We start from the raw sequence: 17,423 nt of genomic DNA on the forward strand, positions 1-17,423 counted from the left end.
CTGGTGTTTGCTGGCGGGCGCATCAGAATTTGCTCCCCGCGGTGGGCTTGATTTCGAGGCTGACGCCTTCCTGGATGACGACGACGACATCCTTGGCCGCGCCGACCTCGACGATGGGGCCGGCCTGGCGCGCGAGATCGAGATAGAAGTCTGTCAGCTTGTCCGACGAGCGCGACAGGCCGCCGGCGATGCCCGCCTGCGCCGCGTCGCCCGCATCCAGCGTGCGGACCGAGCCCAGCGCCGAGGTCGAGACATTGCCGACCGTGTTCTCGACCGTCTGCGCGACTCCGGTGATGGTGCCCGCGATAAAGGAGCGGGCCAGCGCCGCGCCGGCACGGGTGACGACCTTGCCGGAGAGGCCCTTCTTGCCGTCGGCATCGACGAAGAAGCCCTTGATCGGCTGATCGACCACCGAGCGTTCGTCGAAGTCGACGCAGGACAGCGAGACCAGCTGGACTTCGACCCGCTCCTTGGCGAGGCTGCCGGTGGCGTTGCCGATGACGAAGCAGCCGGAGAGGTTGGCCTTGACGTCATTGGGCAGCACGGCAGGCGCCTGGACACGCGCGATCAGCGGCTCGGGATTGTTGGTCGCGTCCCGGCTCGCCAGCGCGTCGATCCCGGTCAGCAGCCGCGCCTTCATGAAACCAGGCGGCAAATAGATCGTCCGGGCCTTTTTTTTAGCGCCCGCTGCCGCATCTCCGCCGCCGACCGGCGCGGTCGCCGCGCCGATCGCGCCCACTGTCTTTTCGACCGGCGGAGCAGGGGGTGCGGGCGGGGCCGCGGGAGGCGCCGGAGGAGCGGACGCCGATGGATCGATGTCGCCGGTCGCGGGCGGTTCGGGAAAGTCGGGAACCGCGCCGGGGATCGCCGGCGGCAGGTCGCCGTCGATCGCGCCCGCCGTGCCGGTCCCAGGCACGATCTTGCCTTCCTCGATCGCGGTCACGCGCTCGCCGAGCAGCGTCTGACCGTCGAGGATCTTCTTCAGGTCGCCGCGCAGCTTGATCTCGAGGCTGTCGCCGCGAAGTCCCGCACCCATGTCGAGATGCGAACTCGGCGGCGCGGCGGCTTCCTCGGCCTTGTCGCCGCTCGCCGAATAGAGGCCGAGCCCCAGCGCGCCGATCACGCCGGCGACGCCGAGCTGCTTCAAGCGCAGCTGCTGGCGCGCGCTCAGCGTCTGCCAGCGCGCCTTGAGATCGAGCAATGCCGGACCGCGCGAGGCGAGGTCGGGACGAACGCGTTCCTCCTGAAAACCGTCGAGGTCGAGTTCGCCGTCCCGGTCCTGAAGCGTGCGATCACCGCGACCGCCGCGATTGCCGGGGCTGCGATCATTGGGACCGGCGGGGCTCATTGTATGGTTCCCCGGCGCACGACGATCAGCCGGGCCGTCTCGCCCGCCGACAGAGTGCCGCGGTCGAGCGTGACCGCGAAGATATTGGCGCCGAGCGCGCTGTCGAGGAAGCTGCGTTCGTCGAGCAGCGTGTCGCTCGCCACCGACACCAGATACTCCGAGGCCGAGAGGCCCGAGCCGTCGACCTCAATGCGGCGCCGTTCCTCGATGCTGGCATCGGGGAGCAGCCCCAGGCGGAGCGGGCCCGAGCGCGGTGCGACGCTGGTGAAGCTCGCCGGTATCCGGTCCTGGAGCATCGAGAGCGTGATCGAGACCGCGCGTTCTTCCTCGACCAGCGGTCCGAGCAGTTCCTCGTTCGCCTGCGCGCGCTGGGCGCCCCCCGGCTGCAACGTCACCGTCTGCGCCGGAATGTCGGATGGTTCGGCGTAAAGCGCAAAGACCGCGCCGTTGCAGGTGATGAAGAATTCGGACGGGACCGTCACGAAAGTCCGCGTCACCGCACCGGCGTCGTCGATCTCGCGGACGAGAAACTTGATCCACGCGTCGCGTCCGGCTTTTTCGACGGCGATCGCCTTCTCGGCGGAGAACTTGACGTCCTCGATCTCGCCGCCCGCGCAGATCACATGATTGATGTCGCGGTTGGACAGGCGGATCGTGCTGGTCTGGTCGGGCAGCGCGACGATGGTCTGCGCCATGACGGGCAGCGGCATCAGGGCGAGGCCGAGCGCCAGCAGCCGCTTAGCGGGGCTGTGCATCAAACTTCTCCTCATTGAGGGCGGTCAGCCAGAAGCGGCCGTTGTCGATCACGTATCGGATCCGCAGATTGCCCCGGAACTTGCGGATCACGCCGCCGATCACGCGCACCTTTTCGACGGGAACGAGGATCTCGGTCCTGGTCCAGGTCACCGGCTGATCGGGGCGGATATAAGTCGCGATCGAGAGTGTCGGATTGTCGGCCAGCTCGTCGAGCAGGCGGTTGAGACTGTCGCGCACGCTATTGTAGGTCGAGGGGTGGACGATCGAGAGCAGCTCCTGGAACTGCCGGTCCGCCGAGTAAGCCGAATAGGTGCCCGACAGCGACACCACGTTGCGCGTAATCGTGCGCAGGTATGCCTCGGACGGCTCGCTGCCGGTCACATAGAGGTCGCCGCCGCTGCCGAACGGCACGACCACGGTGCGGGTGTTCTGGTTCGAGGTGTAGATGAGCGTGCCGAGCACGGCGGTAATGCCGAACAGGCCGATCACGGCGAGCTTCAGCAGCCGGTTCTCCTCGAACAGGTTGCTCGCGCCCTGCAGGTAGCGGTGCATGCCGAAGCTTGCGGGCTTGCCGAGCAGGGGGTCGCGTGGAGGCGCGTCGGGGGATTTGCGTCCGAACATCGCTTGGACTCACTCGAAGAAGCGGGTCTGCGTCGGACCCGGATAGTTGCGAAAGCTGACGAGGCCCCAGCGCCAGGCCATGTGCGGGATGAACCCGCGCGGCTTGGTGCGAAGCCAGGGGACGAAAAGGAGAAGACCCGCAACGAGCGCCCAACCGAGCATCCCGCCGAGGACTACGGCGACGAAGATGACGGTGATCACCAGCACGAATTCGTCCGATCCGAACCACAGGATCTGGACCGGCTTGTGCAGATATTGGGGTAGCCGCTCGTTCATGAGCCTTCTCCTCCTTGCGTCGTGACCTCCCTTCCGAAGCCGGTTGAACTTCGTGGGCTGTCTCGCCATCGCGCCTGTGCGCGCTGGCCCGTTGAGGCCCGCGGTCCGCGTGGGCGGACCACGGACCGAACCGTCAGATGACCATCCCGAAGGTCTGGAGGATCGAGTCCGCCTTGATCAGGCAGACCGCCGCGACGATCGTCGGGATGCCGATCATGATGTTCGAGAACAGCCTGCTCACGCCGAACAGGAAGGCGGCGACGCCGCCGACGAAGCCGAGCGGGCCTTTGACGCCCTGGTTCACGACGATATCGTAGATGTCGTAGCCGAGGTCACCCGCGGCCGGCGCGGAGAAGGCGTGAGCCCCACCGGCGCCGAGCAGCGCGAGCGCGGTCAAAGGGATGCCGACATTGGCGAGCGAGACGGTCTGCCGACCGATGGTCCTCAACATGCATTTGCTCCTGTGAAGATGGGCCGCTCCGGGATCTGCTTGCCGGCATCGATGGGGATCGCTGTCGGCCGGCGGCGAGGCTGGACGGCCCGTCTCGGGTCTCGCCGCCGGCATGGGGCTGGCGCGGTGATCGCCGCACCAGGGATCGGGACGTGGTCAGCGCCCGGCATTGGCGAGCGCCTTCGTCCCGGCGAGGAACTCCTCGATCTCGGCCTGCCGGAAGCCGGAGATGATCTTGCCTTCCGCGATCAGCGTCGGCGTGCCGGTGATCCCGACGCTGCGCACGACGCCGGCGTCGGCTTCGACCCGCGCCTTGCCTTCCGCGCATTTGCGCAACTGCGCGGGAGCGGCACCGGCGTAGATCGCCTTGAACGCGGCTTCCTTGTCGGGCGAGCAATGGACATGCTCGGCCTTGGCGGCAGCCTCGGGATGGATGCCGGAGACGAAGAAGATGAGGCGGCGCACCGGCTTGCCCTCGGCGGCCTTTGCTGCCCAGAAGCGGTCGAGCGCGCGGCAGTAGGGGCAATCGGGATCAGTGAACTCGAGGACGACGGGTGCGCCTTCGGGGCCGATAGCTAGGGCCTTGCTGGTGTCGATCGCGGCGAGCTTCCTCGCCGCAGTGGAATTCTGCGCCAGCGCGGTCAGATTCTGCCCGTTGCGGTCGTAGACCTCCGCGAACAGCAGGTGCTCGCTCTCGGGCGCGTAGTAGATGATGCGACCACCCGCGCTCGCCTGGTAGATCGGACCCTTGACCGGCGCCGGTCCGAAATCCTCGAACTGGAGATTGGTGAAGGTCTGCCGCAGTTCGCTCTCGGCTTCGCGCGCCGCCGCGGCGAGCGGATCGGCTTGCTGCGCCGAGGCGGCGCTTTGGGCAGCGAGGATCAGAGGCAGGGCGAGGGCTGCTGCCCCGATCTTTGGCCCGAGCTTACGGATGCGCATGCGAAATCTCCTGAATGGCGCTAACCGGAGGTGAGAGCAGGCGCGCATCGAGATGCGTGCCCGATCCTACCGGGATGTGTTCACGGGCCGTGGCCGACAGGCCGCCGTTCTCCGCCGGGGCCGATGCCGCCGCGCGGATCACAAAGCCGTCCGCCGTCGCGGCGATGGTCCGATGCCGCCCCACGTCCGGCATGGAGCTGAGGCGCTGGGAGCGATTGTCCGGCGTCGCGCAGGCTGTCGTCGTAAGGACGAGGACGCCCAGGGCAGCCGTCATCGCTTTGGCAATCGGCTTCATGCACGACTCCATGTCGGCGCAACGCGCCAAGGTTAAAGTTACTTAACGATCCGAAGTATCAGGCCCGATTCGACTTGAGTTGTTCGGAACGAGGTTTGACTGATGGGATTCGAAGTCGATTGCAACAGGCCCCGGCAGCTGAGTGCCGCCAGCTTCGAAATTAGCCGGAATTGCTCGAAAATAGCTTTATTTCGGTATGATGGGTTCGTTCGCGCCGCTCTGTCGCACTTTCGGAAGATAAACTCCGAAACACCCCATTTTGGATGAATTCGGCAACGAAATGCCGACTATACCGTATTCGACTGGTGCGGGCACGTATTCATGCCTATTCGGTAGATATATTCCTCTAAAATCATCGGCATCTATTATTGCGGACGACCGTCTGGGCTAATTAGATATTTCGGGCGATCCATCGCGCCAGGACGCGTTGCTGCGGAGGACGAGATCATGGAGCCCGACGATAAATTTGCCGCCGTCGACACGTCGATCTTCAGGGAGATCAAGCTGCTGTCCGGCGAGCGGATCAGGCACGAGCGGAACCTGCGCGGCATCACGCAAATAGAGCTTGCCGCCAACATGGGCGGCAGCCCGCGCTGGATGCGCGAGATCGAGGCCGGGGCGCCGGGCACGAAGCTGGAGGATCATCTGAAAGCCACGCTCAGCCTCGGTATGCCGACGGGACATATCGCCTTCTCGATCCTCTTTGCGGGCCAGCGCATGCGGTTCCCGCGTCAGCTCATCTACGGCGATCTGCCCGCCATCGAGCGCAAGTGCATCGAGATGATATCGGATTCGGTGCTCACCGCGCTCAAGCAGGATCTCTCACCCCAATGGCGGCGCGGCGATGATTGCGGCCAGATATGAAACCCGCGACCGCTCCGAACTGCGGCGCATCTTCATCGAGCGGATATTGTTCGATCCGATTGACCCGCAGACAAATAGGGCCACAGCTGCTTTGCGATGATCGGCCAACGCAGCTGGATCCAGACCAACGGTCAGCGACTACACAGCCCGCATATGTGCCCGGTCTCTTCTCTGGCGGGGTGCGGCTCGATCGTGACGTGGACGAACTCGTCATGCACCCGGACCCGTCTGGCATAATCCCCGGGAGGCAAGGGTCGTTCCGCGACCAGAGCGACGATCGCGGCGAACTTGCCCGGACCCACCTGCCAGACGTGAAGATCGGTGATGCGGGCATCGCCGTCCTCGATCGCCTCGCGGATCTCGTCTTCAAGCTCGGTATTGGCGGCCGCGTCGACCAGCACGGCCGAGCTGTCGCGCAGCAGGCCGAATGACCAGCGGGCGATCACGACCGCACCGACGACTCCCATGGCGGCATCCATCCAGCGCCAGCCGAGAAACAAACCGGCAAGCAGCGCGGCGATCGCCAGCAGCGAGGTCAGCGCGTCGGCGAGGACATGGAAGTAGGCCGCGCGCAGATTGTTGTCGTGCTCGTGATGATGGCGATAATGCCCGTGATGGTCGTGCGCATGATGATCGTGATGGCCCTCGTGACCGTGGCGATGATGATGGCTGCCGAGCAGCCAGGCGCTGACGAGGTTCACGATCAGGCCGAGGATCGCGATCCAGATCGCCTCGACATAGGCGATGTCGGCGGGCGCGAAGAGTCGCCGGACCGACTCGATGCCGATACCGAGCGCGATGATCGCCAGCACGAGGGCGCTGGCAAAGCCGGCCAACTCGCCGACCTTGCCGGTGCCGAAAGTGAAGCGCGGATCGCGCGCATGGCGCCGGGCATAGCCATAGGCGAAGGCCGCGACGCCGAGCGCGCCCGCATGGGTCGCCATGTGGAAGCCGTCCGCGAGCAGCGCCATCGATCCGGTCAGATAGCCGGCGGCGATCTCGCCGATCATCATCGCGAAGGTCAGCACGACGACGATGCGGGTGCGCCGCGCATTCTCGTCATGGCTCGCGCCCAGGAAGTTGTGATAGTGCGCGAGGGTCTCGGCGCTTCGCAAGACGTCCGTATCGCGAGTCATTTGGAATAGCGCCGGATCACGGTTGTCAGCTCCGCGGCGCCGGCCGCGCGCTCGGTATCGTCAAGGCCGGGCCGTGCGACATGCTCATTGAGATGCTCGACGATGATCTCGTCCATCAACCCGTTCACAGCGCCGCGCACCGCCGCGACGAGTTGGAGAATATCGGCGCAGGGCGCCTTGTCAGTGAGGCCGCGTTCGACCGCTGCGACCTGTCCTGCGATGCGTTTGACCCGCGCCATGAGATCGGAGTCGTTTCGAGATGTGTGTGCCATACTATACCCCCCTATATTATTTAGGGACAGGCTGACAACTGTTCCGGGCGGGCGGTGGCATACACCGGAGCTAAGCGACGAGATCCCGCCGCGGGAATGATAAGCGAGAACGCAATATGCGGCATTTGCTTGCCTGAAAGCGCGATCTTCGTCCTTTGGAAGCCGCTCCGGAAATGCTAGATTGGCTGCGCGTCATGGCCTGCCTGCGTTGCCCACAGGGTAGCAATCCATGCGCTATTCCCATGCGGACTCATACGATCAGCTTCGGCGAACGCGTTCGCGTAATGGCCGGATGGCGGTCCAACCGTTCCAAATCGGCCGGAAGGGAAGGGAGAGGGAAGGAAGCGGAAGCAGCGGACAGACAACTGTCGAAGACCCCAATCCCTCAACCACAACACTGAAGTCGGCAGGCGACCCGATCGGACGTTGCAATGCGTAATCTGCTGGCATTCTCCGATCTAAAGGCGAAGGATATTCCTTTCACCCGCCAGCATGTGGCACGCTTGATCAAGCAGGGGCGCTTTCCCGCACCGATCAAACTGGGCGTAGGCACGAACCGCTGGATAGCTTCCGAGATCGATGACTGGTTGGATCAGCGAAAGGCCGCCCGGGATGAGGCTCTGGCATCGCGGCCAGGAAACCCATAGTCAATTTTCACGATAGCAGACCGAACGTCCGCTAGTTCCGAACGGTGCGCAGGCAAAGCCTTCCCCGAACGTCGCTTGCGAATCGGCTTTCCGTGAGCAGCATAAGGCTCGTTCACAAGCCAGGGCTAGATGCCTCAAGTCAGGTCTTGCACGGCAGATTTTGAGGTCGGCGCACGCGAACAAGGCGTCACTGGCAGGAACATTCCCGAACCTCTGGGAGCCTCGCATCACGTGAAATCTGCTGCACAGTTTGCTGCACACCAGCGGAATCTTGATCGAAAATCGACCTTAGGTTACTGTGACAAGTCACTGAAATTATTAAGAAAGTAGTGGTGGACGCACTTGGGCTCGAACCAAGGACCCGCTGATTAAGAGTCAGCTGCTCTACCAACTGAGCTATGCGTCCATTCCGGGGTGGCGGCAGGGCCATCGTTCCGGCGTGGGCGGGCTGGTAGCAGTGGCTGCGACTTTTGCAAACCTTAAAAATCGAGGCGCGGCCATTTTTTTGCCCCGGGCCCGACGTCAGGCCCAGTTGCCCGGGCGCCGCTTGCGCCGGCCCGACCGGTCGATCGCCATGATGATGCCGATGCACAGCATGACCGTCAGCATCGACGACCCGCCATAGGACATGAAGGGGAGGGGAATACCCACGACGGGGGCCAGGCCCATGACCATCATGAGGTTGATTGCCACATAGAAGAAGACCGTAGTGATGAGACCGGCAGCGGCCATGCGGGCGAACTTGTCCTGCGTCCGCATGGCGACGCGCAGTCCCCAGCGGAAAAGCAGCATGAACGCCCCGATCATCAGCACGCCGCCGACCAACCCCCATTCCTCCGCCATGGTGGCGAAGACGAAGTCGGTGTGGCCTTCGGGCAGATAGTCGAGATGGCTTTGCGTACCCTGCAGGAAGCCCTTGCCCCAGATGCCGCCCGAACCGATCGCGATCTTCGACTGGGTGATATGATAGCCAGCGCCCAGCGGATCGCTTTCGGGGTCGAGAAAGATGAGGACGCGTTTCTGCTGATAGTCGTGCAGGAAGCTGAAGGCGATCGGGATGGCGGCGGCGATGGTTAGCCCCGAGCCGATGAACAGCCGAAGCGGCAGACCGGCCAGAAACATGACCGTCACGCCGCCCGCCGCGATCATCGTCGCAGTGCCAAGGTCGGGCTGAACCAGCACCAGCGCCCAGGGCAGGCCGATCAGCACCAGGGCGGGCCAGATGGCGTTCCAGCGGCGGATTTCGCCCACCGGCAGCAAGGAATAGAATCGCGCGACCGTCAGCACGATGATCGGCTTCATGAATTCGGAGGGCTGGAGTTGCATGAAGCCCAGGTTGATCCACCGCTGGCTGCCACCCCTGACACCGCCGATCAATTCCACCAGCACCAGCGCTACGAGCACCGCGCCATAAGCAGGAAAGGTGTAGCGGGCGAAGACTTCGACAGGGATTCGGCTGAGCGCCAGCGCCATCACCGTGAAAATGCAGAAACGAACCGCCTGATTGAAGGCCCAGGGAAAGATGCTTCCGCCCGCCGAGCTGTAGAGCACCAGCGTGCCGAAGCCCGCGATCGCCAGCAGGAGCGCCAGCACGCGCCAGGGAAATTGGGTGAGGGGCTGGGGAATGATGCTCATGGCGCGTCGGCCGCGTCGCTGCCATTGTCGGGCGCGGGGGAAGCGGCGTTGCCTTCGGCGGCATCCGCAGCGTTGGACCCGCTGGCGGCCGGTGGCGGCGGGACTTCGCCCTTGCGGATCGCATCGGCCATGCGAAAGGCCGCCATCTGCCGCGCCTGCCGTTCGCCCGGCGTGCCGCCCCAGCCTTTTTCCAGCGTCACCAGCTTCTCCATCGCCCGCGTCGGATCGAACAGATAGGAGAGGGTGTCGCTGGCGATCATGGGCGCGTCCTCGTTGCGGATCAGGTGACCGCCATGTTCGATGATGCAGCCCACCGCATAGCGCGGCTTGTCGAACGGAGCAAAGCCCTGGAACAGCGCATGGTCGCGCAGCTTGAAGGCGAGCGAACTATTGCCGCGGACGCCGCCAGCGCGCTCCGCCATGGTGATGCGCCGCACCTGCGCCGTCCCGGTCTTGCCCGCTATCAACACATCGGGAATGTTCATGCGCGCCGCACCGCCCGTGCCACCACCATTGACGACCGCGCTCATCGCGTCCCGGATGATCGCCAGATGATCCTCGCTGGCGCCCACCAGTCCCGGATCGGGTCGGGGCGCGCCATATAGAAAGTTGGGCATCAATTGCCGCCCGGTGGCGAGCCGCGCCGCCATCACCGCCATTTGCAGCGGGTTGATCAGCATATAGCCCTGTCCGATGGTGGCGTTCACCGTGTCGTAGACTTGCCATTTCTGGTCATATTTCCGCTCCTTCCACGTCGGGTCGGGGACGGTGCCATAGCTCTGGCTGGGAAAGGGCAGGTCGAATCGCTGGCCCATGCCGACACGGCGAGCCATTTCGGCGATGCGCTCCATGCCGATGCGCTGCGCCATCTGGTAGAAATAAATGTCGCAACTCTGGGCGATCGCGCCGCGCATGTTGAGCGGTCCGTGGCCACGCCGCTTGTGGCAGTGGAACAATGTGTTGCCGACGCGGATCGCGCCGCCGCAACTGATCGTCTCCTGCGGCCCCACGCCCGCTTCGAGCAGCGCCAGCGCCACCATCGGCTTGACGGTGGAGCCCGGGGGATAGAGGCCCTGCAGCGTCTTGTTGCGCAGCGGGACATGATCGTCCTGCGACAGCATGTTCCATTCCAGATGGCTGATGCCGTCGGAAAAGCTGTTGGGATCAAAGCTGGGCATGGAGGCCATGGCCAGCACATCACCATTGGTGCAGTCGAGAACGACCACCGCACCGCTTTGCGTCGCCAGGCGGCGGCCTGCATATTCCTGCAGACCAGCATCGATGGTGAGCTTGATCGAGCGGCCCGGCGTGTCCGGCCGCGTGGTCAGTTCGCGCACGATCTTGCCCCGCGCAGTCACCTCGACCCGTTTCGCCCCGGGTTTGCCGGTCAGATGCCGGTCGAACGCCTTTTCCAGCCCATCCTTGCCGACCTTGAACCCCGGGGTGATGAGCAGCGGGTCCTTGCGCTCCTGATAATCCTCCGCCGTGGCGGCGCCGACATAGCCGAGCAGATGGCCGACCGTCGCGCCGGCGGGATAGTAGCGGGAAAAGCCCTGGCTGGGCGCGACGCCGGGCAGGTCAGGCAGGCGGACGCTGACGGCGGCGAACTGGTCATAGGTCAGCTTGTCGGCGACCTGCACCGGGCGGAAACCGGCCGATTTTTCCAGCTCGTCGCGGATGCGATCAACCTGATCCGACTCCAGGCTGAGCAATTGCGCGAGATGGCGGATCGTGCCGTCCGCATCGACCATCCGCTGGGGGATGAGGTCGACCCGGAAATCGGTGCGGTTGTTCGCCAGCGCATTGCCGTTGCGATCGAGGATCCAGCCGCGCCGGGGCGGAATGAGCGTCAGGTTGACGCGATTGCTTTCCGACAGCGCGGAATATTTTTCGTTCTCGGCGACGCTGATCCAGGCCATGCGACCGACCAGCAGCGCGCCAATCGCGCCCTGAATCCCGCCGACGACCATCGCGCGGCGAGTGAAAGTGAAGGACTGAGTGGCTTCGGTGACGATCTTGCGCTTGGACGGAAACTTCATGCCATCACGCGCCAGCGGTCGATCCGCGCGCATTGCCGGACGACGAAGGGGAAGAGCAGGATCGACCAGAGCATCTGCGGCGTGACCAAGAGCAATCTAATTTCGCCTCCGCCCGTGATGCGCGCGAAGAACCAACCACCAATGAGGCAGAAGATAATGGCAAGACAGGCGATTAGCCAGTCCTGTCGGTAGCTGCGCCAGACCAGCCGATGTTCGAACGCGTCGACGCCGATGAGCGTGACCGTCCACAGGAACATGGCCGATCCGATGGGCTGTCCGCTCAGCATGTCGTCGAACAGGCCGAGGGGCAGCCCGATCCAGGCGCGCCACAATTCCGGGCGCAAAAGGCGCCAGGCGAGCAGCAGCATCAGGCCGAAGGGGGGCATCACCGGCGACTGGGCAACGAAGGGCAAGGCGGTCAGCGCAGAGCCCAGCATGACCATGATGACCGGCGTGCCCGCAAGGCGGAAGCGGCCCGGATGTCGCCCGAGTCTGGGCACATGGTAGAGATGCGGGTCGATCACGGCGCCGCCATGGCATTGGGGGGGGCGGTCTCGGCCGCAGCGCCGGCCGGGTCGGGCCGCGTCACCACTTCCTCGAAGGCGCGCTCCACCACCACCGCGTCGATCCGCGAGGGGTTGGCGAGCGGGAAGCCCCAGGCGATTTCCCCCTGAACCCGGACAACGACTGCGACAGGTATGTTGGGTTGATAAATGCCGCCAATGCCGGACGTCACTAGCAGGTCGCCGGGCTTGAAGGGGTTGCGACCGGCGGACAGCGGGCGGATTTCCAGCGATCCGTCCCCCGCGCCGGTCGAGATGGCCGGCACGCTGTCATTGGCGCGGCGGATGGGCACGATGTTGCCAGTGTCGGTGAGCAGCAGCACTTCGGCGGTATTGGGCGTGGTGCTGTCAACGCGGCCTATCAATCCTTCGGCGGCGCGCACGGGCATGCCGGGCCGCACACCCTGCCAGCGACCGGCATTGAGACGGGCGAAGCGCCGCGTGCTGCCCGAGGTCGAGCTGATCAGCCGCGCGGTCAACAGATCGCTCTGATCCTCGTCCACCAGCTTGAGCAGGCGCTTCAACCGGGCATTTTCCTGGGCGATCGCGCGCGCTTCGATGATGCGGTTGCGATTGGTCTCCACCTGGCGGCGCAGCGAGACATTCTGCGAGCCGGCGCGCCAATAGGCGGCCAGCACTTCGTCCACAGAACTGATGCCGCTGACCATATTCTTGAGCCCGACGGATACCGGCCGCGTCGCTTCCGCGGTCACGGTGCGCAGCCCGGCGAACCCGGTCGGATCGAAGATCGCGATGACGACCAGCAGCAGCCCGGCTACCGCGCCGGCGACCGCCACGACATAGCTTGCAAACAGGCTATATTGCGCCTTCCGGTTGATGCCGGGGCGTCGGCTGGGTGGCCGCGCCATGTGCGGTCCCCTTCGATCAGGCGGTCTGGAGCACGCCCCGGAAGATCGGATCCTCCATCGCGCGGCCGGTGCCGATCGCAACGCAGGTCAGCGGATCTTCGGCGATGGTGACGGGCAGGCCGGTTTCGTCGCGCAGTTCGTCGTCCAGCCCCTTGAGCAACGCGCCGCCGCCGGTGAGGACGATGCCCTGGTCGACAATGTCGGCCGCCAGTTCGGGCGCGGTGTTTTCCAGCGCGATGCGGACGCCCTCGACGATGGTGCTGATCGGTTCGGCCAGCGCGTCGGCGATCTGTCCCTGGTTGATCGAGATTTCCTTGGGCACGCCGTTCACAAGGTCGCGGCCCTTGATGTGGATGGTTTCGCCCACGCCATCCTCGGGCGGCTGGGCAACGCCGAACTGCTTCTTGATCCGCTCGGCCGTGGCTTCGCCTATCAGCAAATTATGGTGGCGGCGCACGAAGGATACGATCGCTTCGTCCATCTTGTCGCCGCCCACGCGCACCGAAGTGGTGTAGGCGAGGCCGCGCAGCGACAGCACGGCGACTTCGGTGGTGCCGCCGCCAATGTCGACGACCATCGACCCGATCGGTTCCGTGACGGGCATGTCGGCGCCGATCGCGGCGGCCATCGGCTCCTCGATCAGGAAGACCTGGCTGGCGCCGGCATTGCTGGCGGCGTCGCGGATGGCGCGGCGTTCGACGCTGGTGGAGCCCGACGGCACGCAGATCACGATTTCGGGCGCACGCCAGGGGCTGTGCTTGCCGCCATGCACCTTGGTGATGAAATGCTTGATCATCTGTTCGGCGACATCGATGTCGGCGATGACGCCGTCGCGCAGCGGGCGGATGGCTTCGATCGAATCCGGGGTCTTGCCCATCATCAGCTTGGCGTCCTCGCCCACGGCCTTGACGCGCTTGACGCCGTTCAGCGTCTCGACCGCCACCACCGAGGGTTCATTGAGCACGATGCCGCGGCCGCGCACATAGACAACCGTGTTGGCGGTGCCGAGGTCGATAGCCATATCCTGAGAGGAGAATTTCAAGAGACGCGAGAAGATCGACATGCCTTATCCTGTTTCGCCCGCCGTCCCCGCGACGCGAAAGGGGCCGGTCGGATTACGGTTCGCTTGAGCGCCTACCTGTCGCCATTGCACCTTGCGGTGCAAAAAAGTTGCGGTTCGCGGCTCGCGGAGAGCGCTCGCTTGGGCTAGTCACTAATCAATGTCAATACGCCGTCTGCCCGAACATCTGGTCAATCGTATCGCTGCCGGTGAAGTGGTCGAAAGACCCGCCAGCGCGCTCAAGGAAATCGTCGAAAATGCGTTGGATGCAGGGGCAACCCGCGTCGCGGTTCGGCTGTCCAACGGGGGGCTCGATCGCATCGAAGTGAGCGACGATGGCTGCGGCATGGATTCGGGCGAGATGGCGCTGGCGCTGGAGCGGCACGCGACATCCAAGCTGCCCGACGACGCGATCGAGAATGTGGCGACGCTGGGCTTTCGCGGTGAGGCGCTGCCGTCGATCGCCAGCGTCGCGCGTTTGTCCATCGACAGCCGGCCGCGGGGCGCGGACGGGTGGAACCGGACGGTCGACAATGGCCAACTGGTCGCCGAAGGCCCTGCCGCGCTGCCGCCGGGCACCCGCATCATAGTGGAGCAGCTGTTCGCCAAGGTGCCGGCGCGGCGCAAGTTCCTGCGGTCGCCCAAGGCGGAATATGCCGCCTGCCTCGATTGCATCCGCCGCCTTGCCATGGCGCATCCCGCCGTCGCCTTTTCGGTCGAGCATGACGGCCGCCGTGTGCTGGGCGTGCAGGCCGGCGATGCGCGCGAGGAGCGAGTGGCGGCGCTCACCGACCGGCAACTGGCCGACAATCATGTGATCGTCAGCCTGGAGCGGGAAGGGGTGCGGCTGTCGGGCGTGGCGTCGCTGCCGACCTACAATCGCGGTGTGGGCGATCATCAATATCTGTTCGTCAATGGCCGTCCGGTGAAGGATCGGCTGCTGATCGGCGCGTTGCGCGGCGCCTATGCCGACATGCTGGCGCGCGACCGGCACCCGGTGGTGGCGCTGTTCCTGGACGTGCCGGCGCAGGAAGTGGACGTGAACGTCCATCCCGCCAAGACGGAAGTGCGCTTCCGCGATCCGGCGCTCATTCGCGGGATGATCGTGTCCGGCCTGCGGCGCGCACTGGACGCGGAAGGGTTTCGGGCGGTGCAGCATGCCGATCCGGCGGGCCTTGCCGCGTGGCGGCCCGAGCCGGTGTCGCCGACCCCGATCAGCGCGATGCCGATCTTCGAGGCGGCGAATGGGCTGGGGAGCGCCGCGAGCGCGAGCTATAGCCAGTCCGCGCCATCGTCGCTGGCGGATCGTCGTCCCACCTTCCACGCGCCGCCGCCCCAGGCGCGCGCCGAACCCGCCGCCGCCCCGGCGCCCGAGGGAACAAGCTTCCCGCTCGGCGTGGCGCGCGGACAGGTGGCGCGCACCTATATCGTCGCGGAAGCGGAGGACGGGCTGGTGATCGTCGACCAGCATGCCGCGCATGAACGGCTGACGCTGGAGCGGATGCGCCGGGCGATGGCCGGTCAGGGGGTCGCCAGCCAGGCGCTGCTGCTGCCCGAAGTGATCGAACTGGATGAACCCGCCTGCGATCGGCTGGAGGCGCGGGCCGGAGAGCTGCGGGATTTCGGCCTGGAACTCGAACGCTTCGGCCCCTCCGCCATGCTGGTGCGCGCGGTGCCGGCGATGCTGGGCCAGTCGGACGTACAGGGCCTGGTCATCGATCTGGCCGATGACCTTGCCGCCTATGACAGCGCCTTGTCCCTGAAGGAGAAGATCGACCTGGTTGCCGCCACCATGGCCTGTCACGGATCGGTCCGCGCGGGCCGGGTGCTGAGCGTCGCGGAAATGAACGCGCTGCTGCGCGAAATGGAAGTAACGCCGCGGTCGGGCCAATGCAACCATGGCCGGCCCACTTGGGTGAAGCTGGGCCATGGGGACATAGAGAAGCTCTTCGGACGGAAATGAGCCGGCCAGATCAGGTGATGACGCTGGGTCGATCCATGCCGGTGAAGCCGCGAACGTCGGCCAGTTCCTGCGCGGCGGCGATCAGCGGCGCGAGCGCTTCGGCCGTCTCCATGCGCAGGTCGCCGTCCGGACCGACATAGCGTTCGATATAGACGCGCAGAGTCGCGCCTTCGGTGCCGGTGCCCGACAGGCGGAACACGACGCGCGATCCGTCCGCAAACAGGATGCGCACGCCCTGGTTGCGGCTGACGGACTGGTCGGTGGGATCGGTATAAGCGAAATCGTCGGCGCTCTGGATCGCGCCGCCGCTGTTCGACGTGCCCGGCAGGCTGTCGAGCCGTTCGCGCAGCGCGGCCATCAAGGCGTCCGCCTTGTCCTTGGCGATCGCTTCATAGTCGTGGCGGGCATAATAGTTGCGGCCATAGGTCGCCCAATGCTCCGTCATGATGTCCGCCACGCTCTGCTTGCGCGCGGCGAGGATGTTGAGCCAGAGCAGCACCGCCCAGATGCCGTCCTTTTCGCGGACATGGTCCGAGCCGGTGCCGGCGCTTTCCTCGCCGCAGATCGTCGCCATGCCTGCGTCGAGCAGATTGCCGAAGAATTTCCAGCCCGTGGGCGTTTCGTAGAGCGGAATGCCGAGCTTTTCAGCGACGCGATCCGCTGCGCCGCTGGTCGGCATGGAGCGGGCGATGCCCTTCAGCCCCTGCGCATAACCGGGCGCAAGATGGGCATTGGCGGCGAGCACGGCCAGCGAATCGGAGGGCGTCACATAGCAATGGCGCCCGATGATGAGGTTGCGATCGCCATCGCCATCCGATGCTGCGCCGAAATCGGGCGCATCTGGCGCCATCATCCGCTCGTAAAGGGCCTTGGCATGGACGAGGTTGGGATCGGGATGATGATGGCCGAAGTCGGGAAGCGGCGTCCCGTTCATCACCGTGCCTGCGGGCGCACCGAGGCGACGCTCGAAAATCTCCTTCGCATAGGGGCCGGTGACGGCGCTCATCGAATCGAAGGCGAGGGTGAAGCCGCCCGCGATCATCGCGCGGATCGCGTCGAAGTCGAACAGGCTGGCCATCAGGTCGGCATAGCCGGCGACGGGATCCACGATATCGACGACCATGTCGCCGATCTGGCGTGTGCCGAGGCTGTCGATGTCGACATCGGCGGCCTCCGCGATCCTGTAGCGGTCGATGATGAGCGAGCGAGCGGCGATGGCGTCAGTCACTTTTTCAGGCGCGGGGCCGCCATTGCCGATATTATATTTGATGCCGAAATCCTCGTCCGGTCCGCCCGGATTATGGCTGGCCGAAAGAACCAGGCCGCCAAAGGCCCCCGACGCGCGGATGAGGTGCGAAGCGGCGGGCGTGGACAGGATGCCGCCCTGGCCGACCAGCACGCGGCCGAAGCCATTGGCCGCCGCCATCTTGAGCACGGTCTGGATGACGTCGCGGTTGAGGTAGCGGCCGTCGCCGCCGACGACCAGCGTCTGGCCTGCAAAGCCGTCCAGGCTGTCGAACACCGACTGGATGAAATTTTCCGCATAATGGGGCTGGGCGAAGACGCGCACCTTCTTGCGCAGGCCGGACGTGCCGGGCTTCTGGTCGGTGAAGGGGGTAGTGGAAACGGTCTGGATCACGCCGGCATCCCTTGCATGGTCATGAAGTTGGTCTTTCTCGCGCGGCTGGG

The 17,423-nt window shown here is 65.2% G+C and carries 18 protein-coding genes and 1 tRNA gene; 3 read left to right on the forward strand and 16 right to left on the reverse strand.

Annotated elements, in window-relative coordinates; translation table 11 throughout:
- Positions 1-22: 22 nt before the first annotated feature.
- The 7 genes from ACGGKE_RS02900 to ACGGKE_RS02930 form a co-directional block, all read right to left on the reverse strand.
- Positions 23-1,348, reverse strand: a complete 1,326-nt coding sequence (locus tag ACGGKE_RS02900; RefSeq protein WP_086485623.1) for a TraB/VirB10 family protein — start codon at positions 1,346-1,348, stop codon at positions 23-25.
- Entirely contained in the window at positions 1,345-2,103 is a 759-nt protein-coding gene (locus ACGGKE_RS02905; protein WP_086485624.1) for a type-F conjugative transfer system secretin TraK, read from the reverse strand. Before ACGGKE_RS02905 ends, ACGGKE_RS02900 begins: the two co-directional genes overlap by 4 nt.
- Positions 2,087-2,725, reverse strand: a complete 639-nt coding sequence (locus tag ACGGKE_RS02910) for a TraE/TraK family type IV conjugative transfer system protein (protein WP_086485625.1) — start codon at positions 2,723-2,725, stop codon at positions 2,087-2,089. The genes ACGGKE_RS02905 and ACGGKE_RS02910 overlap by 17 nt, the downstream gene beginning before the upstream one ends.
- 9 nt (positions 2,726-2,734) lie before the next feature.
- The gene (locus tag ACGGKE_RS02915) at positions 2,735-3,001 is read right to left on the reverse strand and encodes a type IV conjugative transfer system protein TraL (RefSeq protein ID WP_086485626.1); all 267 of its coding nucleotides are present in this window, start codon (positions 2,999-3,001) and stop codon (positions 2,735-2,737) included.
- A gap of 133 nt (positions 3,002-3,134) precedes the next feature.
- On the reverse strand, positions 3,135-3,452 hold the full coding sequence (locus tag ACGGKE_RS02920; RefSeq protein WP_086485627.1) for a hypothetical protein: 318 nt from the start codon (positions 3,450-3,452) through the stop codon (positions 3,135-3,137).
- Positions 3,453-3,608: 156 nt separating this feature from the next.
- On the reverse strand, positions 3,609-4,391 hold the full coding sequence (locus ACGGKE_RS02925; protein ID WP_160985502.1) for a DsbC family protein: 783 nt from the start codon (positions 4,389-4,391) through the stop codon (positions 3,609-3,611).
- On the reverse strand, positions 4,378-4,686 hold the full coding sequence (locus tag ACGGKE_RS02930; protein WP_086485629.1) for a hypothetical protein: 309 nt from the start codon (positions 4,684-4,686) through the stop codon (positions 4,378-4,380). The genes ACGGKE_RS02925 and ACGGKE_RS02930 overlap by 14 nt, the downstream gene beginning before the upstream one ends.
- Positions 4,687-5,133: 447 nt before the next feature.
- On the opposite strand from ACGGKE_RS02930, the gene ACGGKE_RS02935 reads away from it, so the two are divergent.
- Positions 5,134-5,550, forward strand: a complete 417-nt coding sequence (locus tag ACGGKE_RS02935) for a helix-turn-helix transcriptional regulator (protein ID WP_086485630.1) — start codon at positions 5,134-5,136, stop codon at positions 5,548-5,550.
- 131 nt (positions 5,551-5,681) lie between these two features.
- Here the strand turns inward: ACGGKE_RS02935 and dmeF are convergent, their stop codons facing one another.
- Complete coding sequence (gene dmeF / locus ACGGKE_RS02940) at positions 5,682-6,686, reverse strand: CDF family Co(II)/Ni(II) efflux transporter DmeF (RefSeq protein WP_257541538.1); 1,005 nt, start codon at positions 6,684-6,686, stop codon at positions 5,682-5,684.
- Positions 6,683-6,958, reverse strand: coding sequence for a metal/formaldehyde-sensitive transcriptional repressor (locus ACGGKE_RS02945; protein ID WP_086485632.1), 276 nt, complete (start codon positions 6,956-6,958; stop codon positions 6,683-6,685). Before ACGGKE_RS02945 ends, dmeF begins: the two co-directional genes overlap by 4 nt.
- A 431-nt stretch (positions 6,959-7,389) precedes the next feature.
- Here ACGGKE_RS02945 and ACGGKE_RS02950 point away from each other — a divergent pair, with 431 nt between their 5' ends.
- On the forward strand, positions 7,390-7,605 hold the full coding sequence (locus ACGGKE_RS02950; RefSeq protein WP_086485633.1) for an AlpA family transcriptional regulator: 216 nt from the start codon (positions 7,390-7,392) through the stop codon (positions 7,603-7,605).
- Positions 7,606-7,935: 330 nt separating this feature from the next.
- Here the strand turns inward: ACGGKE_RS02950 and ACGGKE_RS02955 are convergent.
- The 6 genes from ACGGKE_RS02955 to ACGGKE_RS02980 all read right to left on the reverse strand — a co-directional run bounded on the left by ACGGKE_RS02955 (position 7,936) and on the right by ACGGKE_RS02980 (position 13,774).
- Positions 7,936-8,011, reverse strand: a tRNA-Lys gene (locus ACGGKE_RS02955).
- Between the two features lie 116 nt (positions 8,012-8,127).
- Positions 8,128-9,240 (reverse strand): rod shape-determining protein RodA, encoded by a 1,113-nt coding sequence (gene rodA, locus ACGGKE_RS02960; RefSeq protein ID WP_394439886.1) that lies wholly within the window; start codon positions 9,238-9,240, stop codon positions 8,128-8,130.
- The gene (mrdA, locus tag ACGGKE_RS02965) at positions 9,237-11,279 is read right to left on the reverse strand and encodes a penicillin-binding protein 2 (protein ID WP_394439888.1); all 2,043 of its coding nucleotides are present in this window, start codon (positions 11,277-11,279) and stop codon (positions 9,237-9,239) included. Before mrdA ends, rodA begins: the two co-directional genes overlap by 4 nt.
- Complete coding sequence (gene mreD / locus ACGGKE_RS02970) at positions 11,276-11,803, reverse strand: rod shape-determining protein MreD (protein ID WP_394439890.1); 528 nt, start codon at positions 11,801-11,803, stop codon at positions 11,276-11,278. Before mreD ends, mrdA begins: the two co-directional genes overlap by 4 nt.
- Positions 11,800-12,711, reverse strand: a complete 912-nt coding sequence (gene mreC / locus ACGGKE_RS02975) for a rod shape-determining protein MreC (protein WP_394439892.1) — start codon at positions 12,709-12,711, stop codon at positions 11,800-11,802. The genes mreD and mreC overlap by 4 nt, the downstream gene beginning before the upstream one ends.
- Before the next feature lie 16 nt (positions 12,712-12,727).
- Complete coding sequence (locus ACGGKE_RS02980; RefSeq protein ID WP_009821586.1) at positions 12,728-13,774, reverse strand: rod shape-determining protein; 1,047 nt, start codon at positions 13,772-13,774, stop codon at positions 12,728-12,730.
- Between the two features lie 157 nt (positions 13,775-13,931).
- Between ACGGKE_RS02980 and mutL the strand changes: the two genes are divergently transcribed.
- Positions 13,932-15,734 carry a DNA mismatch repair endonuclease MutL gene (gene mutL, locus ACGGKE_RS02985; RefSeq protein ID WP_394439894.1) on the forward strand — a complete coding sequence of 601 codons (1,803 nt, stop codon included), beginning with the start codon at positions 13,932-13,934 and terminating at the stop codon, positions 15,732-15,734.
- A gap of 10 nt (positions 15,735-15,744) precedes the next feature.
- Here the strand turns inward: mutL and ACGGKE_RS02990 are convergent, their stop codons facing one another.
- Entirely contained in the window at positions 15,745-17,373 is a 1,629-nt protein-coding gene (locus ACGGKE_RS02990) for an alpha-D-glucose phosphate-specific phosphoglucomutase (protein ID WP_394439896.1), read from the reverse strand.
- Between the last annotated feature and the right edge of the window lie 50 nt (positions 17,374-17,423).

The organism is Sphingobium naphthae (genome assembly GCF_043589935.1).
Classification (GTDB): Bacteria; Pseudomonadota; Alphaproteobacteria; order Sphingomonadales; family Sphingomonadaceae; genus Sphingobium; species Sphingobium naphthae_A.

Coding starts and splice junctions, on each gene's coding strand:
- ACGGKE_RS02900 (WP_086485623.1), bottom strand. CDS start 1,348: ATGAGCCCCGCCGGTCCCAATGATCGCAGCCCCGGCAATCGCGGCGGT.
- ACGGKE_RS02905 (WP_086485624.1), bottom strand. CDS start 2,103: ATGCACAGCCCCGCTAAGCGGCTGCTGGCGCTCGGCCTCGCCCTGATG.
- ACGGKE_RS02910 (WP_086485625.1), bottom strand. CDS start 2,725: ATGTTCGGACGCAAATCCCCCGACGCGCCTCCACGCGACCCCCTGCTC.
- ACGGKE_RS02915 (WP_086485626.1), bottom strand. CDS start 3,001: ATGAACGAGCGGCTACCCCAATATCTGCACAAGCCGGTCCAGATCCTG.
- ACGGKE_RS02920 (WP_086485627.1), bottom strand. CDS start 3,452: ATGTTGAGGACCATCGGTCGGCAGACCGTCTCGCTCGCCAATGTCGGC.
- ACGGKE_RS02925 (WP_160985502.1), bottom strand. CDS start 4,391: ATGCGCATCCGTAAGCTCGGGCCAAAGATCGGGGCAGCAGCCCTCGCC.
- ACGGKE_RS02930 (WP_086485629.1), bottom strand. CDS start 4,686: ATGAAGCCGATTGCCAAAGCGATGACGGCTGCCCTGGGCGTCCTCGTC.
- ACGGKE_RS02935 (WP_086485630.1), top strand. CDS start 5,134: ATGGAGCCCGACGATAAATTTGCCGCCGTCGACACGTCGATCTTCAGG.
- dmeF (WP_257541538.1), bottom strand. CDS start 6,686: ATGACTCGCGATACGGACGTCTTGCGAAGCGCCGAGACCCTCGCGCAC.
- ACGGKE_RS02945 (WP_086485632.1), bottom strand. CDS start 6,958: ATGGCACACACATCTCGAAACGACTCCGATCTCATGGCGCGGGTCAAA.
- ACGGKE_RS02950 (WP_086485633.1), top strand. CDS start 7,390: ATGCGTAATCTGCTGGCATTCTCCGATCTAAAGGCGAAGGATATTCCT.
- rodA (WP_394439886.1), bottom strand. CDS start 9,240: ATGAGCATCATTCCCCAGCCCCTCACCCAATTTCCCTGGCGCGTGCTG.
- mrdA (WP_394439888.1), bottom strand. CDS start 11,279: ATGAAGTTTCCGTCCAAGCGCAAGATCGTCACCGAAGCCACTCAGTCC.
- mreC (WP_394439892.1), bottom strand. CDS start 12,711: ATGGCGCGGCCACCCAGCCGACGCCCCGGCATCAACCGGAAGGCGCAA.
- ACGGKE_RS02980 (WP_009821586.1), bottom strand. CDS start 13,774: ATGTCGATCTTCTCGCGTCTCTTGAAATTCTCCTCTCAGGATATGGCT.
- mutL (WP_394439894.1), top strand. CDS start 13,932: ATGTCAATACGCCGTCTGCCCGAACATCTGGTCAATCGTATCGCTGCC.